General features: G+C 50.9%; 20 protein-coding genes and 1 riboswitch. Of the genes, 1 reads left to right on the top strand and 19 read right to left on the bottom strand.

Annotated elements, in window-relative coordinates; translation table 11 throughout:
* Positions 1-14: 14 nt before the first annotated feature.
* The 4 genes from PDUR_RS13460 to PDUR_RS13445 are packed head-to-tail and all read right to left on the bottom strand — an operon-like array spanning position 15 to position 3,824.
* On the bottom strand, positions 15-1,184 hold the full coding sequence (locus PDUR_RS13460; protein WP_042206720.1) for a radical SAM protein: 1,170 nt from the start codon (positions 1,182-1,184) through the stop codon (positions 15-17).
* The gene (locus PDUR_RS13455; RefSeq protein WP_156130453.1) at positions 1,153-2,217 is read right to left on the bottom strand and encodes a hypothetical protein; all 1,065 of its coding nucleotides are present in this window, start codon (positions 2,215-2,217) and stop codon (positions 1,153-1,155) included. Before PDUR_RS13455 ends, PDUR_RS13460 begins: the two co-directional genes overlap by 32 nt.
* 40 nt (positions 2,218-2,257) lie before the next feature.
* Positions 2,258-3,583, bottom strand: a complete 1,326-nt coding sequence (locus tag PDUR_RS13450) for an ATP-grasp domain-containing protein (RefSeq protein WP_042206718.1) — start codon at positions 3,581-3,583, stop codon at positions 2,258-2,260.
* Positions 3,576-3,824 carry an acyl carrier protein gene (locus PDUR_RS13445; protein ID WP_042206717.1) on the bottom strand — a complete coding sequence of 83 codons (249 nt, stop codon included), beginning with the start codon at positions 3,822-3,824 and terminating at the stop codon, positions 3,576-3,578. The genes PDUR_RS13450 and PDUR_RS13445 overlap by 8 nt, the downstream gene beginning before the upstream one ends.
* Before the next feature lie 92 nt (positions 3,825-3,916).
* Between PDUR_RS13445 and PDUR_RS13440 the strand changes: the two genes are divergently transcribed.
* A complete protein-coding gene (locus tag PDUR_RS13440; protein ID WP_042206716.1) occupies positions 3,917-4,786 on the top strand; it encodes a PIG-L deacetylase family protein in 870 nt (289 codons plus the stop codon).
* On the opposite strand, the gene PDUR_RS13435 is transcribed toward PDUR_RS13440, so the two are convergent.
* The 15 genes from PDUR_RS13435 to PDUR_RS13365 form a co-directional block, all read right to left on the bottom strand.
* Positions 4,767-5,042 carry a phosphopantetheine-binding protein gene (locus PDUR_RS13435; protein WP_042206715.1) on the bottom strand — a complete coding sequence of 92 codons (276 nt, stop codon included), beginning with the start codon at positions 5,040-5,042 and terminating at the stop codon, positions 4,767-4,769. The genes PDUR_RS13440 and PDUR_RS13435 overlap by 20 nt on opposite strands.
* A gap of 32 nt (positions 5,043-5,074) precedes the next feature.
* Positions 5,075-6,088, bottom strand: coding sequence for a hypothetical protein (locus PDUR_RS13430; protein ID WP_042206714.1), 1,014 nt, complete (start codon positions 6,086-6,088; stop codon positions 5,075-5,077).
* 314 nt (positions 6,089-6,402) lie between these two features.
* Complete coding sequence (locus PDUR_RS13425) at positions 6,403-7,182, bottom strand: ABC transporter permease (RefSeq protein WP_042206713.1); 780 nt, start codon at positions 7,180-7,182, stop codon at positions 6,403-6,405.
* Complete coding sequence (locus tag PDUR_RS13420; RefSeq protein WP_042206712.1) at positions 7,179-7,823, bottom strand: ABC transporter ATP-binding protein; 645 nt, start codon at positions 7,821-7,823, stop codon at positions 7,179-7,181. The genes PDUR_RS13425 and PDUR_RS13420 overlap by 4 nt, the downstream gene beginning before the upstream one ends.
* Before the next feature lie 32 nt (positions 7,824-7,855).
* Positions 7,856-8,644, bottom strand: coding sequence for a HoxN/HupN/NixA family nickel/cobalt transporter (locus tag PDUR_RS13415; RefSeq protein WP_042206711.1), 789 nt, complete (start codon positions 8,642-8,644; stop codon positions 7,856-7,858).
* Between the two features lie 165 nt (positions 8,645-8,809).
* A riboswitch (cobalamin riboswitch) is annotated at positions 8,810-8,998 on the bottom strand.
* A gap of 49 nt (positions 8,999-9,047) precedes the next feature.
* The gene (locus tag PDUR_RS13410) at positions 9,048-10,307 is read right to left on the bottom strand and encodes an anaerobic sulfatase maturase (protein ID WP_042206710.1); all 1,260 of its coding nucleotides are present in this window, start codon (positions 10,305-10,307) and stop codon (positions 9,048-9,050) included.
* A 233-nt stretch (positions 10,308-10,540) separates the two neighbouring features.
* Positions 10,541-11,422, bottom strand: a complete 882-nt coding sequence (locus PDUR_RS13405; protein WP_042206709.1) for an ABC transporter permease — start codon at positions 11,420-11,422, stop codon at positions 10,541-10,543.
* Positions 11,419-12,432 (bottom strand): ABC transporter ATP-binding protein, encoded by a 1,014-nt coding sequence (locus PDUR_RS13400; protein WP_042206708.1) that lies wholly within the window; start codon positions 12,430-12,432, stop codon positions 11,419-11,421. The genes PDUR_RS13405 and PDUR_RS13400 overlap by 4 nt, the downstream gene beginning before the upstream one ends.
* Positions 12,429-13,556: a hypothetical protein gene (locus PDUR_RS13395; RefSeq protein ID WP_042206707.1), complete on the bottom strand. Its 1,128-nt coding sequence runs from the start codon at positions 13,554-13,556 to the stop codon at positions 12,429-12,431. The genes PDUR_RS13400 and PDUR_RS13395 overlap by 4 nt, the downstream gene beginning before the upstream one ends.
* Before the next feature lie 29 nt (positions 13,557-13,585).
* Positions 13,586-14,104: a sigma-70 family RNA polymerase sigma factor gene (locus PDUR_RS13390; protein WP_042206706.1), complete on the bottom strand. Its 519-nt coding sequence runs from the start codon at positions 14,102-14,104 to the stop codon at positions 13,586-13,588.
* 306 nt (positions 14,105-14,410) lie between these two features.
* Positions 14,411-15,208, bottom strand: coding sequence for a GNAT family N-acetyltransferase (locus PDUR_RS13385; protein ID WP_042206705.1), 798 nt, complete (start codon positions 15,206-15,208; stop codon positions 14,411-14,413).
* Positions 15,209-15,356: 148 nt separating this feature from the next.
* Entirely contained in the window at positions 15,357-16,571 is a 1,215-nt protein-coding gene (locus tag PDUR_RS13380) for an MFS transporter (protein ID WP_042206704.1), read from the bottom strand.
* Positions 16,558-17,745, bottom strand: a complete 1,188-nt coding sequence (locus PDUR_RS13375; RefSeq protein WP_042206703.1) for an MGDG synthase family glycosyltransferase — start codon at positions 17,743-17,745, stop codon at positions 16,558-16,560. The genes PDUR_RS13380 and PDUR_RS13375 overlap by 14 nt, the downstream gene beginning before the upstream one ends.
* 179 nt (positions 17,746-17,924) lie before the next feature.
* Positions 17,925-18,224 (bottom strand): metal-sensing transcriptional repressor, encoded by a 300-nt coding sequence (locus PDUR_RS13370; RefSeq protein WP_042206702.1) that lies wholly within the window; start codon positions 18,222-18,224, stop codon positions 17,925-17,927.
* Between the two features lie 195 nt (positions 18,225-18,419).
* On the bottom strand, positions 18,420-20,330 hold the full coding sequence (locus PDUR_RS13365) for a heavy metal translocating P-type ATPase (RefSeq protein ID WP_081949515.1): 1,911 nt from the start codon (positions 20,328-20,330) through the stop codon (positions 18,420-18,422).
* Positions 20,331-20,536: the final 206 nt, after the last annotated feature.

Here is a 20,536-nt window from a genome sequence, read left to right as displayed (position 1 = left end):
TTATATGTTGGAAATTACCGTCCGTAATGGTACAGCAGGCCGCAGCGGGAACAGACCGGCATCAACCCGCAGGACAGCAGCTCACGGTGCTTGCCGTAATTCTCCCCGTGCCACACCTCTTCGGCGGACGCTTCGCTGATGTTGCCGACGGCAAGCTCCGGAAAGAATTTACACGGCGTCACGTTCCCGCTGGGCAGCACGTCCATCCGGGTGGAGATGGCCAGGCACTCTTTCCGCTTCATCCCCGTCATCTGGACCCCGCTCACGAAATCACCGATCTCGTTAAGCTCCAGCGCAGGCATGAACCGTATGCGGCTGCTCCACGTATGCTCTGAGATACGGCGAACCTCCTCCTTCAGCGGCTCCACATTCTCCGGTGAGATTCGGTAGGTGAAGGAATGCCAGCTGCAGCTTCCGGGCTCGGCCGGATTCAGCCAACTGAGCTCCTTCCTGTACAAGTCATCCATGTCCGCCGCGGACTCGGCGGAAATATACCAGGGATAGACAAAATAGACGGAATCGACGCCGATCTCCTGAAAATGCTGCATAAAGGAAAACAGCTTCGGAATCATGGCATCGTTCATCGTCAGGCTGATCGAGACCTTGCCTTTGAAAATGCCCTTTCTTTGAAGCTCCAGCAGCAGCTCTACCGCCTGAATAACCTTTTGGTAGGTCCCTTTGCCCCTGATCGCATCGTTCTCCGCTTCGAATCCTTCCAGGCTGGCCAGAACGACCAGCCCTTCACCGATCTTGAGCAGTGAGTCCAGATGCTGCTCCAGCAAGACCGCGTTCGTGCAAATCGTAACGGTCCGCTGATCCTGTTCGAGCAGCTCGGCCAGCTGCGAAAATTGGCTGTAGTAAAGCGGCTCGCCGCCCCACAAGTACACCTTCGATTTCTTCTCCCGGGTAAATGCCAGCACCTTCTCTACAAGCGCGATATCAATTTCCTTCCTCTGATCCTCCTTGCTCATTTCCCGGTGAAAGCCGTCTTCATTCCATTCATAGCAATGCTTGCAGCGCAAATTGCAGCCGTTGTTCAGCTTGATTCCGATATCCTCCGGGACCTGCATCGCATATCGGCTGTCCGCTTTCCGCAAGCGGCTTGCCCGCGACATGTTCATAATCGTGCGTTTCAGATCGTTGAACACCTGCTCATCGAATTTCCGGGTTGTTTTGGGCTGCATCAAGGATCCCTCCATAATCAATCGATTGATTTCTTGCCCGCATCAGATTCTCATGCAAGGAAATGAGCGTATCCATGGAATAGCCTTGGGCCTTCCAATCCTCATACCAGATTCCGAAGCCCTGCTTGATCCAGAAGGCGGCATTGGCCGCCTCATGCCTGCCGAACGGCTCCAGAAAAACGAAAGGCGTCGCGGCGGCCAGGGACTCCATCAATGAATAACCGCCCGGCTTGCTGATGATCGCGGCGGAGTGCCGAATGACATCGAACAACGGCGGATAAGGATGCTGATTCCGGTAAGCAGGCGCCCGGCCCGGCTCAATCCGCGCGAGCGGGGGAAACTGCATGCGGCCGTGTTCGTCCTTTATCCAGGGGCTCCACTGCGGATCATTCATGTAATATTGAATTTGTTCATGGGGCTTAATATCTTCTTGGTAATAGGCAAGCCCATTAAGGCGTTTCCCCGCCAGCAGCAGTTCCTGTACGGCTGACGGATAAGTTCCGATGCCCCAGCCACCTCCGTGCGTAATATAACGTTCTTCCCTCATCCGCAGCGGTATGGGAGCCTCATCGGAAATAGCGATCCGGTAGGACATGCCCTTGGAAGCCGGGTCATAGAACCAAATATGCTTGTATGAAACGCCTATGTCCTCATATACCAGATATGAAGGAGAGTGAACGGCGTCCAGATGGAGACAATCCACCTCCAGCCGCGTGCTCCCGATATAACGCTGATACTGCTCTATAATTGGAAGCCAGAAGCCGGTTGCGGTGATCAATCGGGTTCTGCCCTCCCGGCTCCAGACTTCAAAGAGCTGCTGCAGCTTGACGGAATCCAGGCAGCTGGAAATATCACGGGCCAGCTCGGCCCCTTTTTTGGCTACGGCGAAGTTTTGATGAAAAGCTTTTTTGTACACCGGCACCTTCTGCTTAATGTGCTCCAGGTAGAGATCCTCCAGCACGTACACATCCGCGGGGATGCCTCTGCCGCTTAATTGGCGGCCAAGCTGCATGACCGGCACATAAACGCCCAAAGAGTTGCCGGAGCCGAGCAGGGTGATTGGTCTTGTTTCGCTAGCTATACCATTTCCCTCCTTTCGACTCGAAGCTGTGTCTCATTCGCTCCAAATAACGCTCCCGCTCCGGCAAATGATCAGCAATAACGGTCATGTAGAGCCTGCCCTTATGCAAGCGGCCCCCTTCGGGTGCGGCGGTTCCGGCTTCGGCTGCGCCAGCGAACAATGTGGCGGAAGACAGCGGCAGAATGCCGTTTCCTTGCCGGTTCGGATACAGAATGTCATGCCGCTTCAGCTCGTCAAGCCACCATTCGTAATCGAACCGTTCCTTGAACCCAACCGAACGGAAGGTAAAGAAGCCTTTTTTTCCGTGAGTCTCAAGGACTTGATCCAGACGATGATTAATGAATCCCATCGACTTCCGCGCATTAATCTCGACAATCGGTACCAGCGTTCCGTCTTTTAACATCATGGAGTCGATACAGACCGGCCCAAAGTAACCGGCATTATACAGGCGATTGGCCGCTTGCATCAGCACATCGAAGTAGCCCGCCCTTTCGAGCGCCCCCCGCCCTTCTGCATCCATGGATTCGGAGCCCAAATAGGCAAACTGCCTGTTGAGTGTTTTCTGCAAGCCGATCAGATGGAATGAACCGTCCCTCATAATATCGAACTGGCAAGAGAAATCGCACTCCACATCCAGGAAAGGCTCGATTACGAAAGCGGTAGTTTTGCCCTCTCCTTCCTGTTTGCGGATATAAGACGCCACTCGCTCCAGGCTCGCCTTCGATTGAAGCAGCATATTGCCTTTTCCGGAAACGCCGTACGGATCTTTAATAAGAACTGATCCATGCTCCGCCAGCAGGCTATGCCCAAGCATCGACAGCTCTTCCGCCGAGTACACCGGCTTACCGAAGCTTTCGCCAAGAAGATTCCCGGTCAACCAGGTAGAGTATATTTTGGAATTGACCCGTTTCACCGTTTCGAGCCTCGGGACCTCGGAGGCGTATCCGTATTTGGCGATAACCTCATGGGTATACGGCACGACGGCGAAAGGGGATAATGCGTCAAATGCTCTGTACCGCTCATCACGTTCCGGTTCGGATACCATGGCCTGAAAGAGATTAGCCGATGCTTCCTCTCCCTCCCAGACCCAATGCCCGAAGGAGAAACCGATGCTTGCCAGATACGCCTTATGTGCATCCTCCATGGCAAACCGGGTTAATAGCGTATCGCCGCTGCCGCAGAACGGAAACATAAGCTCATCCATCGCCAGAACGATCCGTTCTCTTTCTTTATCGCGAATAGCGGGCAAGCGCGCCAGATTCTCATCTCTCCAGTGGGACTCCGCGTCAAAGATTCCGGCAACGAGCTCTCTAGCCAATCTTCTTCTCCATGCCGTTCAGGAAATCGATGAAGCGCTCAATGGACAGCAGACTGTTGTAATCCAAATCCTCGTACACAATTTCCACTCCAAACCGGTCTTCGATCTCCAGAATGAAATTGATCATCTGTAGCGAATCCAGGCCGACATCATTAATCAAATCGCTCTCTGGCGTAAGAGTGCTTCGCAAGCTTTCATCCTCTTTGATTTTGATAATAATTTCTTTAATACTCTCAAACATTTCTCCTCTTCCTTTCTAAATTAAAATGATATGAATAACATATATAGATATATTAGTATATAATTGTAATACTAATGCAAAGGGGGTGCCTTATGCCACAACATGTTTTGTTTATTTCCGCCCATTTGGACGATGCGATCCTGTCCTGCGGCGATTACATCGATGCCCTTGTACAAAAAGATTACCAGGTTACGATCGCTACCGTCTTTACGGGTATGGGAACGGAGTTGTCCATGCTGGCCAGAATCCTTCACAAAAAATTCGGGCTCGGGATGGATACGATGGACGTCCGCCGGCAAGAGGATACTCTAGCTGCGAAGGCGCTCGGCGCCAGCGTCCTGCATCTCAACCTGCTGGAATGCATTTATCGTAAAAATAAAGACGGCAGCCCTGTATACAGCAAGCTGAACGAGTTGTTCAATACGGAGTGGAGGACTGAACATCAGGTGATGGAAGAGATCGTCTCCGCATTGTCAGAACAAATCCAATTTGAAAATTATGCAGGCGTTTACGTGCCGCTTGGAATCGGAAGGCATATCGATCACTGCCTCGTCCGGCAGTCCGCCGAGCGGTGCGGGCTTTCAGCCGGAAACGGTACAGGCTGGCCTGCTCATTTGATGTATTACGAAGACCTGCCTTATCTATGCTTTAATAATGACTTAACCTGGAGAACCGAGCTCGCCGCGGGACTAAGTGAAAGATCGGTCAAGCTTGGGCGCAGCAACTTGAAAGCCAAATTAAATGCAGCGTTGAAATACAGCTCGCAAATCAGCCTGCTTTGGACGTCGAGATTCAGCATGCTGAGGCAAATGGCGGAACATGCAAGAGGAGCGGCTCGTCAATCAAAGCGGGAAGGCTCTGTAAGCTGCGATTATTTCTTCAGAGTTTACGCGGCGGATTCGAAAGCTTCCGTACCTCTTGGCGAGAGCGGGACATCAGGCGCTAGACTGCATCACCTTTAACCATTGCGGCCAGATCAGATACCATTAGTGGGCTTCTGTCTATCTGGCCCAGGAGTTCATCCGGCAGCTCCGTCTCGTATTCCGTCTCCAACTCGACGACAAGTTCAACGACCTGAATCGATTCCAGTCTAAGCCACACATCGCGAAGCAGCGTGTCAGCCGTAATGGACGCGTCCTCAGAGGAAGTGCCTGGAGAAGATGATATTTTTTGCTTGATCAGTTCGATAATTTGCTCGGTAACACCTTGCTTACTCATGCCTCACACTCCTTTCATCCATCATTTAACAATTAGGCTATCACTAAATTCGATAATAAGATTTTAATTTGCTCTTCTTCTTCGTTTCTAATTTTTCTTATATTTGTTATTATTTTGTCGATAATTGACGATTGTTCCGTAACCATATACTTGATAAGGAAGTTTCTGCACAGGAGAGCATCATTTTCTAGACTTTGATAACGCTCCGCAAGGTTAGTACCCGGCTTCAAATAGCCGTGCTGCTCCAGGAAGGGAATCCGGCGCAGCATGAGCGCTTTATGGTCACAGAGCACATGAAACGGCCGGTAATCAGCCCCCTGCTCTTTATTCTGAATCTTTATAAGATTCTCAATCAATTGGTCATAGACTCCCAGTCCGTATACGCAAGGATTTGTCCGGTGGGTCATTTCCCTGCTCTTCTCAAAGCAGTTATGCCCCGTTAAAAAGCCCTCCAGCTGCTCCGCCAGATTCGATATATTGAACTCATAGCCTATCGAGTCATTAAAGCTGATCAACGATAAGCCGCCCTTGCCGGAATAGAGCCAATCATCCTCCCCTTCTATCGCGTGGTACGCCTTCTCCAACTGCTCGAACGGAACCTCCGCGAAAGAATATTTGCCCGTAAACGTGAAATCGGCTGCATGGAACACTCGGCGCTCCAGATCGTATCCGTAAATAAACAGATCATGCGGCAGCCGGTCATGTCCCTGCACAAAAAATGCCTGATCGAACACGCCGTATATGTAATTGTTCAGATTGATACAGTCCACAATAAAGGCGCAAATGTCCTCATTGATGAAACGCACCGTTTCCCGCTTCAAATGCTGATGAAACAGCCATGGGCAGTATTCGAATACGGGGGTCCGGAAAAAATCCACATAGGCGCTGATCCAACCCGGATTCGTAGTAAGCTGAAGCTGAATAAAGTGATTCATAATCCAGGGTTCCGTTTCCGGATAATTGTCTAGCACCGCGAAAGAATTCGCCACCCATTGCCATGAAGTAATGATCGGGTATTGCATCGGTAAAATTTTTGAGCTGCTCATGCAATCCTCCTTTTTAGTTTCCTCAGTTGACGGCCGGGCTGTAATTACTGGTAATCAAGTTCTGTTATACCATATAAAACCAAGCAATCTGGATATAATATACATCTTCTATGTTGTTTTTTCCAGAAAAATATTTCAGCAAAGATAAACGAGCCATACCTCTATTTGATAAAGATTTCATTAAGGGGTGGTTTACATGGGAACATCATTACAGGAAATGGGATTAGAAGAAACGGAAAAATAAGGGGCCTGCCGGCTATTTGTATCCGGAATGTCCGGTGAATAGCCGGGCAGGAGAAGTGAGGTTTATACGTTTATAATTCAAGCTGGCTGCGGCGGTTAAAAAATGTCCGGTATCCGAGCTGTACAAACAGGATGACAGATAACGATACGCTCCCGACAATTCCCAGCATAATAGCAATTTGGTACTCGACGGCCACGATTGGCGATGTCCCGGACAAGATTTGTCCTGTCATCATTCCGGGTAAGAACACGATGCCCATGCCAACCATCGAATTTATGGTGGGCAGCATGGCGGAATCGAATGCCTGATTGACGATCTCCCGTGCTGCCATTCTTGGTGTAGCTCCGAGCATGAGCGCCGCTTCCACTTTATCTTTTTGGCCGTGCATGCCTTCGATCAGGGAATTCACGCCTAACGCGACCCCTGTCATCGAATTGCCGACGATCATCCCGGCTATTGGAATGACATACCTTGGTTCGTACCAGGGAGCCAACTGCAAGACAATGAAAATAAAATAGATAAGGCTGACCAAAATACCGGAAGTCATCGAAAAAGCAATGCTTTGTTTCAAGGCTTTGGACAGCTTCCCTTTTGTCCGGTTAATAACCGTCCGAATGGAGAAAGCGAGCATAATCGCCACAAGCAGCAAGGTGTACACCGGATGAGCGTTCCCAAATACGTACACGAGCAAGTACCCGACGAGAATGAGCTGCAGGGTCATGCGAACCGCCCCGATCAATATCTCCTTTTCACGCGGAATGCCTTTAATTCTAACGATTACAATCAGTAAAATCACGAACAGATAGGCTGCGGCTAGCTGCCAAAATAATAAATCAATCGTTCCGTTCAATGTGCATCCCTCCCGCTTCCCTGCGGCATTCCACTTTTCATTTCAATAACAAAATCGGCGTATGTATCGGCAATATGACGGGAATGCGTAATCATGACGAGTGTTTTGCCGTTTTCACGAATGAATGCGGTCAATCTCTGCATTACCGTATCCGCTGTGTCTTCATCCAGTGCTGAAGTCGGTTCATCCAGAAGGAGCGCCATCGGATTCATCACAATAGCCCTCGCAAGGGCTAAACGCTGCTTTTCCCCACCGGAGAGATCCTCCGCATTTTGTTCCATATTTTTTTCCAGACAGGCGAGATGAAGCGCCTCCTCCAATTGTTCATCGGATGCTTCAGGCTTACCGGCAAAAGACAATCCGATCTGCAAATTATCTCTTATCGTCCCTTTGAACGTGATCGTGGCTTGCGGCACCATCACCGCTTCTCGCCTCCACTCGGTGGGGTCCAGTTCGCTTGAAAGATGTTGACCCAGCCAAATCTCGCCTTCATCTGGGCTATCCAGTTGATTTAACAGCCGAAGCAAGGTTGTCTTTCCGCTGCCGCTCCCACCTACAATGCAGGTTATTCTCTTTGCAGGTATCGTTAAGTCTGTGATCGACAGAATCCCTTTGGCTTTTACTCCCTTTAACCGGAACATCGTCGCCCTCTCCTTTTGGCCATATAGATTCATCAACGAACTGTCTTTGACTTCGCTCGCACATTAACAAGGACAAAGCAAAGAAGTAAGAATAAGAAAATAATAATCCCGACGATTTCAAAGTCAAGCTCTGCCCAAGGATTAAAGTAGGTGAATGCCTGATAGAAAGAAACACCGTAGGCCAGAGCAACAATCACCCAGCCAATGATTCTTGAAGCTGATTGCCCCAGGCTGCTTGATTGGTTCATCATTCTGAATGTAATTAGAGAATCGATGGTATCGGTAATCATCATTCCGAGCATAAAAATAAGTCCCAGAATTAAAGGCATGTACGTGAATGAATTACCGGCGGCTGCAAGTGCCCAAACGGAGGTTTGACTAATGGTCTCCGCAGCCAGTGCGAAGATCCCTCCTACTAAAATAATTAAAAATGGATTTGTAGTTCCCCGCGCAACATTCGAAATAAACTTCCCTTTAATCCCCTTAAGTTGAAATTCCTCATTTTTAAATTTGGAACGCATTAGATTAATAATATTTATGGTTCCAATGATAAATAGGGATATGATCGATACCCAGGTTGCAAAGGTGTCAAAGTACTCAGGAAATCTAAAATTTTGGGTAAACATTCCGAGAATTGTCGCCATACCAGCTACAACTGCTCCATGACCAAATGAAAACAGTGTACCTACAAAGCGGGCAATCGGGCTGCCCATCCGCCAATTGTAACGGGTTTGTCCATCAATAAAAGCTAAATGATCCGCATCCAGTCCATGACGAAGACCCAGCACAAAAACAAGAAGTATAAGCGATATCGTTGACATTGATGATTCCTTCTCTCTTCATCTGATTTTTAACACGCAAAAAAAGCCCCAGGCAACCTTTGGTAGATTCGGGACTTTCCAATGGGAACGTTAATAAACATCAAATTAAGCAGAGCTAAATTTCGAGTTCATGTTTCGTCACCACTCCTTTTCTCCGAAGGCAATTTTGGTGTGCAAATCTAGGTAGGTCTTCTGGCTTCCGTATCATCGCCTGCCTTCTGTCTTCCCCAGACTTGCTGCTGAGTGACATAAAAGAAGGAGGCTCCTCGGTTACAGCGGCGGGACCGCTCGGGATTTACACCCGATTCCCTGTTACCCCTTGATCTCACAAGGGCACCTGATTGCAAGATATGAAATTTCTTTGATTTTAATTCTAAAAACTTTGATTATCAATAGATTTTAGTCAGATTGTGACCAAACCTAAGCAGCACTGCTTATATTTCTTGCCGCTGCCGCAGGCGCAAGGATCATTACGGCCCGGGAGCTGTCCTTTTAAATGATACTGCATATTCTGGCGGAACAGGCTGCTTCTGACGTTGTCTCCAAGCTCCTTCATCCGCTCGTCCGCATACGCGTAAATCTCCTTGTAGCTGGCGCAAAAATAATCTCTGCCTCTGGCCTCAAGCTCCGACCCCCATTCCCGGTTGCGAGGGCAGCCGCCATGACACAAAGGTTTCCATTCACAGCTCCGGCATCCCTCCGGCAGTGCTGGCTTCATTCCGAGAAAACGAGTGTACAACGGATGCTTCAAAATGTCTTCAATGGAGTGTGTCGCCACGTTGCCGATTTTCCATTCAGGAGAAATATAAAAGTCGCACGGATAGGCGTCTCCGTTCTGCTCTAGAATAATCGTGGTCGGGCACTCAGCCCTATGAATGCACAGCTCTGCCTCCCGGTTCGTATAACCGGCAAGCATGTTGTCAAAAAAACGTACGGAAACCCGCGGGTTCCCTCCGTTATACCAATAATCGAAGGCTTCACGCAAAAATCGGCCGTATTCCGCAGGTGTAATATCGTAAACGCCCGGCTTGTCCGGCTCCTGGGACCGAAAATCCATGCACGGAATGAACTGAACGTAGCTGAAGCCTTCTTGTTCCAAGAAAGACATGATCTCGGCAGCATGACCTACGTTCCCTTTGTGAATGACGGACAAGATGTTGAAGTCCACTTGATGGCGCCGTAAATGTTCAATTCCCTTCATTACTCTGTGAAAGCTGCCTTGCCCAAGCGAGTCCACCCGCCGCGCATCATGAATATTCTCAGGCCCGTCCAGGCTTACGCCGACCAGAAAATTGTATTTTTTAAAAAAAGCCGCCCAGCGGTCGTTAAGCAGCGTCCCGTTCGTCTGAATGGAATTTCCGATGATTGTCCCCTTCGGCGCGTAGCGGGCCTGAAGCGACACGACCTCTTCGAAGAACTCCATACCCGCGAGCAGCGGCTCCCCTCCCTGCCAGGCAAAAGAAGCCGCTCCCCGTGACCGGGCCATATATTCCTTAATGAATTTCTCCAGAATGGCGGAATCAATCCGGTTGATCTTCGGTCCCGGCTTGCCGCCGCATGTACTGTAGTAGCAGTAATCACAGGCCAGGTTGCAGTCCTCCGAAACCGTCTTCCACATCACGCCTACATGCCGATGTTCCAGTGTTGCGACACCGCAGCCCATTGTTACTCACTCTCCCCGTCACTCCTGTCTTCTCTTGTATACTTTATCGTATTGCAGCAGCTTCCGCCAGCATATAAGGATATAGGGTTGCTCTTTATAAGGGGATCTAGCTCTGCCGGTGAAATTGAACCTCCCGCCGCTGTTCTGTCAACGGGATGCCGGTTGTTTCAAGTTAATGCTTGGCTTATTGCTTTTTTGCTGCGCGGGCTGGGGTTACATTAATTCCCAACCTCTCATAAATCCTTGGACTTAAAACGCAACATCCCTATTACAAAAGCTGCAACCGTGTACACGATGGCATATATAACAAAGGAATTTGAGGGTATCGAGGAAAAATTGTTGCTTACGGGTGAAGACACGTCGATAGGAACCATCCCGCTCAATTCGTCAAAGCTGAATAACTCGGCAATCACTTTGCGCTGCAGACCGTCCGCGGGCATGATCAGCGTTATGATTCCGGTCAACCGATTCAGCGATTCCGTCATAGCAGGGTCCTGGCTTAAACCGGAGCCGATCCGTTCAATCATGCCTCCCAGCCAGCTTGCTCCATACAACATCGTCATAAACACCCCATTGCCAATGGCAGAGAAGAATCCGGAGCCGAGCATGGACACGGTCACGAGCAGAGGGACGGCCAAGGAGAACAGCAGGAAGGATTTGATCCAGGCTGCCGGATCTAATGGAATCGCCGCATGCGCCCTGGCAATGAGCAGAATGGAAATAAACAGCAGCAAAGCGTATGCGATTCCTACGGTTACATACCCCAGCCAACGCCCGGCGTACCACTTCCAGCGCGGAAGCGGCCGGGAAAGCAGCGCCTGAAGCACGCCTGCTTCCGCTTCCCCCGCGATTGCCGAGAAAGAAGTGAATATCGCCAGAAACGCGAGTACAAATGACCCAAACATAAAACCAAGCGTCATGATAACCGCACCGTTCGCAAATCGGTTTATCAATGCTTCTCCGCTGTCGCTGAACCCTTGCTGCGCGCCTGGATCTCCGATTGCACTCGCCACAAACCAGAAGCCTATAAGAAATACTGCAGTCATGAGCAGAGTGAGCAGCAGCACTTTCTTGCGCAGCATTTCTTTCCAGGTTATGCCCCAAATGATCCTCATTCCCGTTCACCTCTGTGGTCAAGTCCGGATACGGTATTCACGAACCACTCTTCCAGACGTTCTTGTTCACGCGTGACTTCATAAAGCGTCATTCCCTGCTCCACGATGAGCGCATTGATCCAGCCTGCTTGCTCCTCACTGTCCAGTTCGGCCTCCAGCCATACTACACTTCCATCCTGCGATTGCGATTGCCCGGACGGAAGCTGGTCTCCGCTATTACGCCCTTGGAAAGTTTGCTCCTGCCGGGAAGACAGCCTGAAGTGCAGACCCGTTTGTTCATTTAGCCAGATACACAAAAAAGGCGTGAATCCGCCCACTTTAAAAAGCCACTTTGTTTGTTTGCGAAGCACCTCGGACACACTGCCGTGCCGCAGGATAACACCGTTATTCAATAGCGCCATCCGGTCGCACAGCAGCTCAACCTCCTCCAGCAGATGGGAGTTGAGAAAGATTGTTTTGCCCCGCTCCTTCAGCTTCTCCAGAATATTGCGGACTTCTCTGCGTCCGATGGGGTCCAGCGCCGATGACGGCTCATCCAGAAAAATAATCTCGGGATCATTGACCAGCGCACAGGCCAGTCCCAGCCGCTGCTGCATCCCTTTGGAGTAATGCTTGACTCTGTCCCTTCCCCGCTGTCCGAGCCCTACTTCCTCAAGAAGCGCCGGAACCCGCTTGGCTGTCACCGAACGCTCAACACGGCATAGCCGCGCATGAAGCTCCACCACTTCTTCTCCGGTCATCCACTCCTGATAACGGTATAATTCGGGTAAATAGCCGATCTGCGACTTCGCCGCAAGAGAACCAATCTTATAGCCCAGCAATGCGGCTCTGCCGCTTGAGGGTGTAATCATCCCGACCAGCATTTTGACCAAGGTGCTTTTGCCTGCGCCGTTGGGGCCGAGGAAGCCGAAGGCTTCCCCTTTCCCTACGGTAATGCTTACATCCCGGCAGCCGCGTCCGTTACTATATTCTTTAGTAAGAGCCCATGTTTCTATCGCCGGTACACTCATGATTGAATCAGCTCCTGAACCTTCGCGGTTATCTTCTCTTTGGTGGTATATACATTTCCGCCGAATAACTGAAACAATTGCCCGTCGTGTACCCAAACGGCATCATAAGTCGTATCTTGACCGTATTCGTGGTGACTCACAAGAACTTTCGTTCCCTCTACCGTTATTTGGTCGGCATTGTCTTGCGAAATGACCGGCATAGGAATTTCACCCGCTAGAATACTGCTCTGCTTGAGACTCGATTTCAAAGAATCCGGCAGCAGCGGGAAGTTGATAATGGCCTCCAGCGCTTCTTCGACCTTGATTGCAGGGTCTACGGTTATTGCGGGAGTATTCATTTGTGTCAGGTTAGCCCAATGTGCGCTGTCAGGGGACAGATCATAGTTCACGGTTTCCGGAATGTGCAGCGTAATGGGTCTTCCGTCAATGGATTCCGGCAGCAGCTGTTCGGCGCCCAAACGTTTCATCGCTTTATTGACTTCATTTACATTAAGATTAAGTGTAATTTCCCCGGAAGGATTTACTGTTAACTCCGCTCCGTCATTAGATAAAGCCGCGCTTAACGGCGCATACCCTAACTTGTCCTTAACTTGCTCCGGCTTGATCTTTCCGCTGATTGTGCCTGAACTGCTTGAAAAGGAACCAAACTTGTTAATAGTTTCTTTCAGGTCGCCGTTCTCGCTAACCGAATAGAACATATTGCGCAGATCGCTCTCATTTACAGCCGTTACCGACTGCATACGGAACTGATTGAGAATGGCGGCCATCGCCGTGTTGCCTACAGGGGTGGCGAGGAAAGCTGCAACAATGGTTATACCGGCGACAGCCATCGTCCATTTCCGGCGGCGTTTCATCCTCGGACGGCGCGAACGGCTTCGGTCTCCGCTGCTGCCGGTAACAGGGTCTTGTTGTTCTGCATAACCCAGCTCCTCAGCCTTATGGTAATCTGCACCGGAGAGATATCCATCTTGTTTCAGTGCTTCAAACTTTGCCGCTTCCGTCTTCCGGTCCCATTCCGCCCATTTGTGATTGAGCGGCTCGCCCGCAAGCGTCTCCTGAAGTCTTGCCCATGCCTCATCCGTTCTTTGCTTCTCTTTATCGTGATTTGCAGAATAGTTATTCATCAATCAACGTCCTCCTTAAGATTAAACTGTCAGTCCATTTGCGGCAGCGATTTGGATGCAGTAGCTTTCAGCCTTTGCGTAGCCCGGTGCAGCAGCGTACCTACAACCGGAGGTCTGACACCAAGCTCGCCGGCGATCTCCGCATAACTGTAACCGGAATATCGGAGGAGAAGCGCCTGTCTGTCACGCTCGGGCAGCTCATCCAGCCATTCCCGCACATCCTCCTGATCCAGCTTGCGCAGAATCAATTCTTCGCCCGATGGCGGCGATGCCTTCGTGTTATACATCAGTTCCTGCTTGTTCTGCAGCCGCCTTTCCCTTGCTTTCTTCTCCAGAAAATCATAGCCGATTCGGGTAAGCACACGGTGGAGCCAAGCACCCAGCGCCGCCGGATCGTCCGGGGGATTGCGGTATAACCGCAAGAATACGTCCTGAGCCAGATCATCGGCAGCCGCCTCATCGCGCACGAGAGCGACCAATTTACGCCGGACAGCAGGATAGTGCTCATAAAATATCGATCGAAAACGTTCGGAATCCGGAATTTCCATTTTGTAATGCCTCCTTATTAGCTGCAGCTATATATAAGACGGCCGTCAGTTGCTTTTTGTATCAGAATATAGGATAAAGAGTTTTTGGGGGAGGAAAATATCACAAAAAAAGAGGGCAAATGCCCCCTATCCAGTTATTCAGTATTCATATTCTATGGATTTGTAGCCCGTTTTCTCTTGTTTTTCCTGCAAGCGTGTCGCGCTCCTTCAAGTAAATTCTCGGCAATGAATTCTTCAATAATCTAGTATAGCGCAGCCGAAAAAGATTACAAAGTCAGTTTCTCTAAGTTCAGCTACCCCGGCTGACTATCTGTACATCATCGACCAGCCGCCGATGTCCCGGAAGCCGATTCGTTTGTATATGGAGGCCGCGTCCGGATTATCGTAAAACAGGCACAGCGACTTCCCTTCGCTCACCAGATCGGAGCACAGCTTCGTTACTACTAAGGTTGCCAGTCCCTCCCCCCGGTAATCCGGATGCGTGGCTACGCTCACTATCATCGCAGACATCGAATTCTCCGCTGTAGTTGAGGCCGCAGCAGCTGTACGCCCGTCCCGTTCCACAAAATAAGTGCGCCCCGTTCCGGTCTCCAGAGTCCGCCGCATATTTGAACGTGAGCTTTCCGGGCTCACTTCGAACTCCTCAATCCCGTCCATAAGCGAACAAATGGATTCTACATGCTGGAGAGTCGCCCGCTGAGCGGATATTTCCGCAGAGACCGGTACGCTTTTCTCACCATCCAGCTCTTTCAGTTCGGCAAAATGCATGCTCTTCTCCTTACGGAAGCTTATGTATTGGTTGAACAGCCCGGCAATGGAGGCTGAACCGGACAACATTTCCATTCTTTCGTCCTGCTTTATGATGTCGGCAAACCCCTGTACATTAAATGGCCCAGCCGCGTAGGGCAGGTAATTGTACTCGTAGCGCAGCAGAACCGCTTTTATTTGCCCGTTCTCCGGTTCGAATTCGCCCCATACCTCCTGGAAATCCTGGTCAAAACCAAAGTTCTCCACATCTGCGATCAAAAATAAATTCAGCGCCGGATCTTTTCCCAAAAAAGCAAGCAATGCCGCCCGGTCTTGTTCATTCAGCTTACGAATCATATAATCCCCCCGCCAATCGTCCAAATATCAATGGAAATAACATAACATGGAAATGACAAAGCGTAAATAAATTGAAGTTGTTGATTAAAAAGCCGGGAGAATCTCGGCGTAGGCCAAGTTCTCCCGGCTAATCGTTCAAGCCCGTATGCTAATTAGTTTCCTGCTGCCGCAGCTTGGTCCGGCGCTCCGGATGAGCGAACATTTCGGCAGGAGAGAGCAGATAAATGAGACTGATTACTCCGAATATACAAGCGCTCACCTTGAATGGGATGATTTCATTGCCGCCGCTTGCAAGCCAGCCGCCAATGAAGGGACCGATCACGGCCCCCAGACCTTCAACCGAGAACAGCAGGCCCCAGCTCATTCCTACCGAACTCTCAGGTATATATAGCGCCATCAACGCGTTCCAGGAAGGAAGCAGAGTAGCGTAGGCACAGCCCATCAGGAGCGCCAGAATGACGACACTAGCAAAAGAATCTGCGGAGGTCAGAAGGAACAGCGATGCTGAAAATACGGCGAAGCCCAGCACCAGGAACCATTTGCCGCCGATCATATCGAATAATCTGCCCATGGGCACCATGAGCAGCACGGCAGCTCCCCCGCCGATCAGAAGCGCTAGCGATAACCCGGAGTGGGACAGACCGAGCTGGTTCACGGCAAAGGTTGTTAATAACGGCACGATCATTCCCCCGGCTGCGGTTTGCAGCAGCATCCCCGGCACCAGAAAGCCGCCCCTTTTCACCTTATGCCATAGTGCCGTAAACTGCTCTCCCACCGTCATTTCGATCCCAAGCGCCGGCGCCTCCGCTAACCGGGTCAAACCCGCGAAGATCCAGCCTGCGGCAAAAAAGAGTCCGATCACAAGGAGAGATACGGTTAACCCGAAGTCCATGATCACATTGATCATAACCGTTCCGAGGCCCAGACCCGCCATCCAATACACGTATAAGCTCCCCATCTGCCGGGCGCGGTTCTCCTCTCTAACCTGGCTCATGCAGATGATCCAGATCGGTGAAAAGCCCGCTCCGAGCAGGGCCGAAGCCGCAATCAGAATACCGGCATGGTGCGTGGTCACCATCAGGAAGAGCCCGGCCAAAGCAATGCCAAATCCGCTATGAAGTACAATTTGATGAGGCAGTCTGTCGAGCAGGTAGCCGATGAAGCCTTTGATCAGGCTGTCGGTCAAATAATGAATCGATACGGCAATCCCGACAACGGATGCAGACAACCCAAGATGATCCAGCGCATATATAGGCAAAAAGGCAACCAGAAACGCTCCCCTCACCCACTCTATGAAAAAGAGGGCCAAACCCAATCGGGCGATGGCTGTATCAGGCGCCACCGTCTTATTAGCGGTATCCATGAGCGGTCTTCGCCTTCCCTTCTACTCCCAGTGAATGTACCGGCTGACCATGAAGTGAAGGATGGTGTTCCAGGATCTCCAGCACTTCGTTTATAATCTGCTCGGCTGCGTTCTTTTGGGATATGGCATTCATCTGGCGTTTAATTTCCTCGCGGTAAGGCTTCATTTCCAGCAGCCGGAGACGGCCGATCAATTCTTTTTCCGTACTCGCGGTATAAAGCACTTTTTGACGGGACAGCGCCGTTGCGTTTCCTGCTTCCTGTCCGGGAAGAGGACAATACACGATAACGGGCAGCGATAGCGCAAAAGCTTCGGTAAGGGTCACGCCGCCAGCTTTGGTCAGCAGACAGGAGGAGACGGACATCAGCTCATGGATTTCATCAGTATATCCTAGAATATGAACGCGTTCATTATCCCGGTAGCCGGCCTCAATCGCCAAGCGGAGCTTTTGATTATTTCCGCAGAGCACAATGGAGTCGAAATCGGTATGCTCCAGCACGCTTTTTAATATTGTGCGAACCTTGGTCGAAACGCCGTAGGCTCCCGCAGATAACAGAATATAGCGCCGGTCTGGCCGCAGTCCATGCTTCCGTATCAGCTCAGCCCGATCGGCGGACTCAGTAAATGCCGCGCGGATCGGAATTCCGCTGACCGTGATCCTTTCTTCGGCTACGCCAACCTTCATCAGTTCCTGCTTGATGCTGTCGCTGGCGATAAAATACTTCATGGTGCGGGGATGAAGCCATCTTCCATGCAGACAATAGTCGGTTAGAACCGTGAAGATCGGAACATTGTCCGCCGACTCAAGTTTCAGCTGTGAAGCAGCTAAATACGGATAGGTGTGAATGATTAGATCCGGCCGCAGGTCATTCAGGAATTTCCTTACTTTATGCTTGCCCATGGAGTGCAAAAATTGCCCTAACGGGTAATCCGGCTTCATTTTGCTCGTCATGTTGTACATGATTCCGTAGAGATTCGGAGCATATGCGGCGCTTTTTAAATAAAATGTCCGCGTGATTCCGTTCAGCAAAGGATGCACTTCACCGAAAAGATCCACAATATGCACCCGGTTTATCCCTCTGGATCGGAAGGACTGTTCAATAGCTTGAGCCACCTTGGCGTGACCGTCTCCAAACGCGGACGATACAATAAGCACCACAGGATCGGGTTTCATCGGTAGTCTCCTTTGTTCTAGTTATTATTTTACTGTAATCCGTAAACATAAGAGGACGATTAAACCATACGCTATATATTATTAAATACCCGTTTGCGATCTATCCCTGATTTTAAATATAATGGGCCAGAACTGGAAAAATAAAAGACCCCGTCGTCTAATTAACGACAGGGCTTGACTTAACGGATATAGTTGTCCAGCGCTTTGTTAAGGTCATCAAGAACTTTGCTTTCGTTGCCATGGTGGACGGCTTTGACTACGCAGTTCTCCAAATGGTCCTTTAACAGAAGCTTCGCCGCTTTGTCCAAAGCCTTTTGCACGGCAGCAATCTGCAGCAGCACTTCAGAGCAGTCCCGGTCCTCGGCGGTCATTTGCTTGACGGCGCGAACGTGGCCTTCAATCCGGGCCAACCGGTTGACGATCTGCTTGCGGTACTTATGCTCGTGATTATCTTCTTGATCTCTGGCTTCCTGTGCCATATTGCACCTCTTTTTTGATCCTTCTCTTATTCATGAGTCGAGTATGACTGCCATACCGCTATTATAGCAAGAGATGATGGACAGGGACAATTTTGCTTGGTAAAGAAGCGGCAGCCAGTGCGGCCGGACTCCGGAAGCCGCCGCTAATAGAACGTTATTCCCGCTCTGTTCAGATGCGGATTAGAGTGCGCCAGATTAGCGGAGCAGTCTGAGGCCGCTTAAGATAACGGCCAGTGTGCTTCCTTCATGGCTGACCACGCCGGACGGCAGATTGATTCCGCCCCAGAAGTTGGATACAACCAGAATGAGGATGACGGCCAGGGCAAAGGAAATATTTTGCCGGATAACCCTGCGCGTCCGCCGTCCCAGGGAGATCGCGAACGGAATTTTGGAAATATCGTCGTTCATCAGCACGACATTCGCCGTTTCCAGCGCTACGTCGGTCCCGGCGGCGCCCATAGCGATCCCGACGGCGGAAGCCGCCAGAGCGGGTGCATCGTTGACGCCGTCGCCGACCATGGCAACCTTGCCGAACTCCCCGGTCAACTGCCGGATCAGCGCAAGCTTCTGATCGGGCATCAGCTCGGCATAGACTTCGTCGACGCCGGCGGCGCGGCCAATGGCCTCGGCAGTGAGCTTGGCGTCCCCGGTAAGCATGACAACCTTTTTATTCATACTCTTAAGCTTCATTACGGCTTCCCGCACGCCGGCGCGCATCACGTCTTGAACCGCCAGCATGCCGATCAGAACGCCTTCCGATTCGACGAAGATCACCGTTTTCCCTTCCGCCTCCAGCATATCCGCCGCCTGCAGCTTAACATCTTCCATGTCCAGGCCCGCCAGCAGTTCCTTTTTGCCGATACGGCATTTCCGGCCGCTGACGGTTCCGCTGACGCCCATCCCGGGCACAGCCTGCATATCCGCCGCCGGCTCCATTTGAATACCGCTGGCTTTGGCGAAATTGACAATGGCTTTGGCGATCGGATGCTCCGACAAATATTCCAGCGAAGCGGCGAGCGTGAGCAGCTCCTGTTCACTGCTGCCACCAGACGGCAGAACGTCGGTCAGCTTCGGCTTGCCTTCGGTTAAAGTACCCGTCTTGTCGAAGGCGACGACACTCACTTCACCCATCTGCTCCAGATGGATTCCGCCTTTGAACAGCACGCCTTTTCTGGCGGCGTTGGAAATGCCGGACAGAATCGCGGGCATGATCGAGGAAACGAGCGCGCACGGCGAAGCGACAACAAGGAAGATCATCGCCCGGTAGACGGTCGTTTCCCAGGACCAGCCGAAGAGAAGCGGCGGGGCAACCATGAGCAGCAGGGCAGCCGCGACCACAACTTTGGCGTAGATGCCTTCAAAACGCTCCACGAACAGCTGGCTTGGCGGCAGCTCGTCCTTGGCTTCCTGCACCAGATGGATAATTCGGGCCAGCAGCGTGTCTTCGGCTCCCTTATCCGTATAGATCCGCAGCGCCCCCTGTCCGTTAATCGTTCCGGCGAAGACCTTATTGCCGGCGGCGAGATCTACGGGAATGGATTCACCTGTGATCGAGGACTGATCTACTGCCGAATGCCCTTCGAGAATGTGGCCGTCGCAGGGGATGCGTTCGCCCGGTCTGACGAGCACGATGTCGCCTTTTTGCAGTTGAGCTGCTCTAACCTTAACTTCGCCGCCATCTCTAAGGAGAACCGCATCTTCCGGACGGTACTTCAGGATGGAGGCGATATCCTGATTCGTCTTCTCCATCGTGTAATCTTCCAGCGCACCGCTGAGACAAAAGATAAAGATCAGCATCGCGCCGTCCAGCCAGTAACCAATCGCCGCAGCGCCCGCCGCCGCAACAACCATCAACAGGTCTACATCCAGATCCTTTTCTTTAAACAGAGTTTCCAGACCTTCCCATGCCTTCCGGTAGCCCCCGACAAGATAGGCAAGAATGAAAAACGTGATTTCCAATATGCCCTGATCATTCCTGCCCATGACCCAGGCAAGCCCGATAAACAGCAGGCAGGCCGCCGCGATAATCAGGCCTCCATGCTGTTCCCACAGCGCGCTTAAAGGCTTGTTGTCTTCTTTTTCTTCAGCTACCATAACTTGTCCCATAACCAGCATTTCCTCCTCCAAATGAAACTAATATTGAGAACTGTTCTCATCATATTATCCCCCCCTGGGGGTTGTTGTAAAGATGTGATGTCAACTAAGTTGTGACAAAAGTCGAAATTTGCGTTTGGAAGTACGTATTGGAGTGGCCGTTCATGCTTGAGGAGGAAGGACATATTTCGGAGTATTTGCGGACGTATGCCCGGTGA

Source organism: Paenibacillus durus, from assembly GCF_000756615.1.
Classification (GTDB): Bacteria; Bacillota; Bacilli; order Paenibacillales; family Paenibacillaceae; genus Paenibacillus_AQ; species Paenibacillus_AQ durus.
The sequence above is the reverse complement of the archived record's forward strand: the minus strand, read 5'-3'. Positions and strand labels throughout refer to the sequence as shown.

Bases quoted from the DNA above. Each gene is read 5' to 3' on its own strand.
- PDUR_RS13460 (WP_042206720.1), bottom strand. From the start codon at position 1,184: ATGCAGCCCAAAACAACCCGGAAATTCGATGAGCAGGTGTTCAACGAT.
- PDUR_RS13445 (WP_042206717.1), bottom strand. From the start codon at position 3,824: ATGTTTGAGAGTATTAAAGAAATTATTATCAAAATCAAAGAGGATGAA.
- PDUR_RS13440 (WP_042206716.1), top strand. From the start codon at position 3,917: ATGCCACAACATGTTTTGTTTATTTCCGCCCATTTGGACGATGCGATC.
- PDUR_RS13435 (WP_042206715.1), bottom strand. From the start codon at position 5,042: ATGAGTAAGCAAGGTGTTACCGAGCAAATTATCGAACTGATCAAGCAA.
- PDUR_RS13430 (WP_042206714.1), bottom strand. From the start codon at position 6,088: ATGAGCAGCTCAAAAATTTTACCGATGCAATACCCGATCATTACTTCA.
- PDUR_RS13420 (WP_042206712.1), bottom strand. From the start codon at position 7,823: ATGTTCCGGTTAAAGGGAGTAAAAGCCAAAGGGATTCTGTCGATCACA.
- PDUR_RS13415 (WP_042206711.1), bottom strand. From the start codon at position 8,644: ATGTCAACGATATCGCTTATACTTCTTGTTTTTGTGCTGGGTCTTCGT.
- PDUR_RS13410 (WP_042206710.1), bottom strand. From the start codon at position 10,307: ATGGGCTGCGGTGTCGCAACACTGGAACATCGGCATGTAGGCGTGATG.
- PDUR_RS13405 (WP_042206709.1), bottom strand. From the start codon at position 11,422: ATGAGGATCATTTGGGGCATAACCTGGAAAGAAATGCTGCGCAAGAAA.
- PDUR_RS13400 (WP_042206708.1), bottom strand. From the start codon at position 12,432: ATGAGTGTACCGGCGATAGAAACATGGGCTCTTACTAAAGAATATAGT.
- PDUR_RS13395 (WP_042206707.1), bottom strand. From the start codon at position 13,556: ATGAATAACTATTCTGCAAATCACGATAAAGAGAAGCAAAGAACGGAT.
- PDUR_RS13390 (WP_042206706.1), bottom strand. From the start codon at position 14,104: ATGGAAATTCCGGATTCCGAACGTTTTCGATCGATATTTTATGAGCAC.
- PDUR_RS13385 (WP_042206705.1), bottom strand. From the start codon at position 15,208: ATGATTCGTAAGCTGAATGAACAAGACCGGGCGGCATTGCTTGCTTTT.
- PDUR_RS13380 (WP_042206704.1), bottom strand. From the start codon at position 16,571: ATGGATACCGCTAATAAGACGGTGGCGCCTGATACAGCCATCGCCCGA.
- PDUR_RS13375 (WP_042206703.1), bottom strand. From the start codon at position 17,745: ATGAAACCCGATCCTGTGGTGCTTATTGTATCGTCCGCGTTTGGAGAC.
- PDUR_RS13370 (WP_042206702.1), bottom strand. From the start codon at position 18,224: ATGGCACAGGAAGCCAGAGATCAAGAAGATAATCACGAGCATAAGTAC.
- PDUR_RS13365 (WP_081949515.1), bottom strand. From the start codon at position 20,330: ATGGGACAAGTTATGGTAGCTGAAGAAAAAGAAGACAACAAGCCTTTA.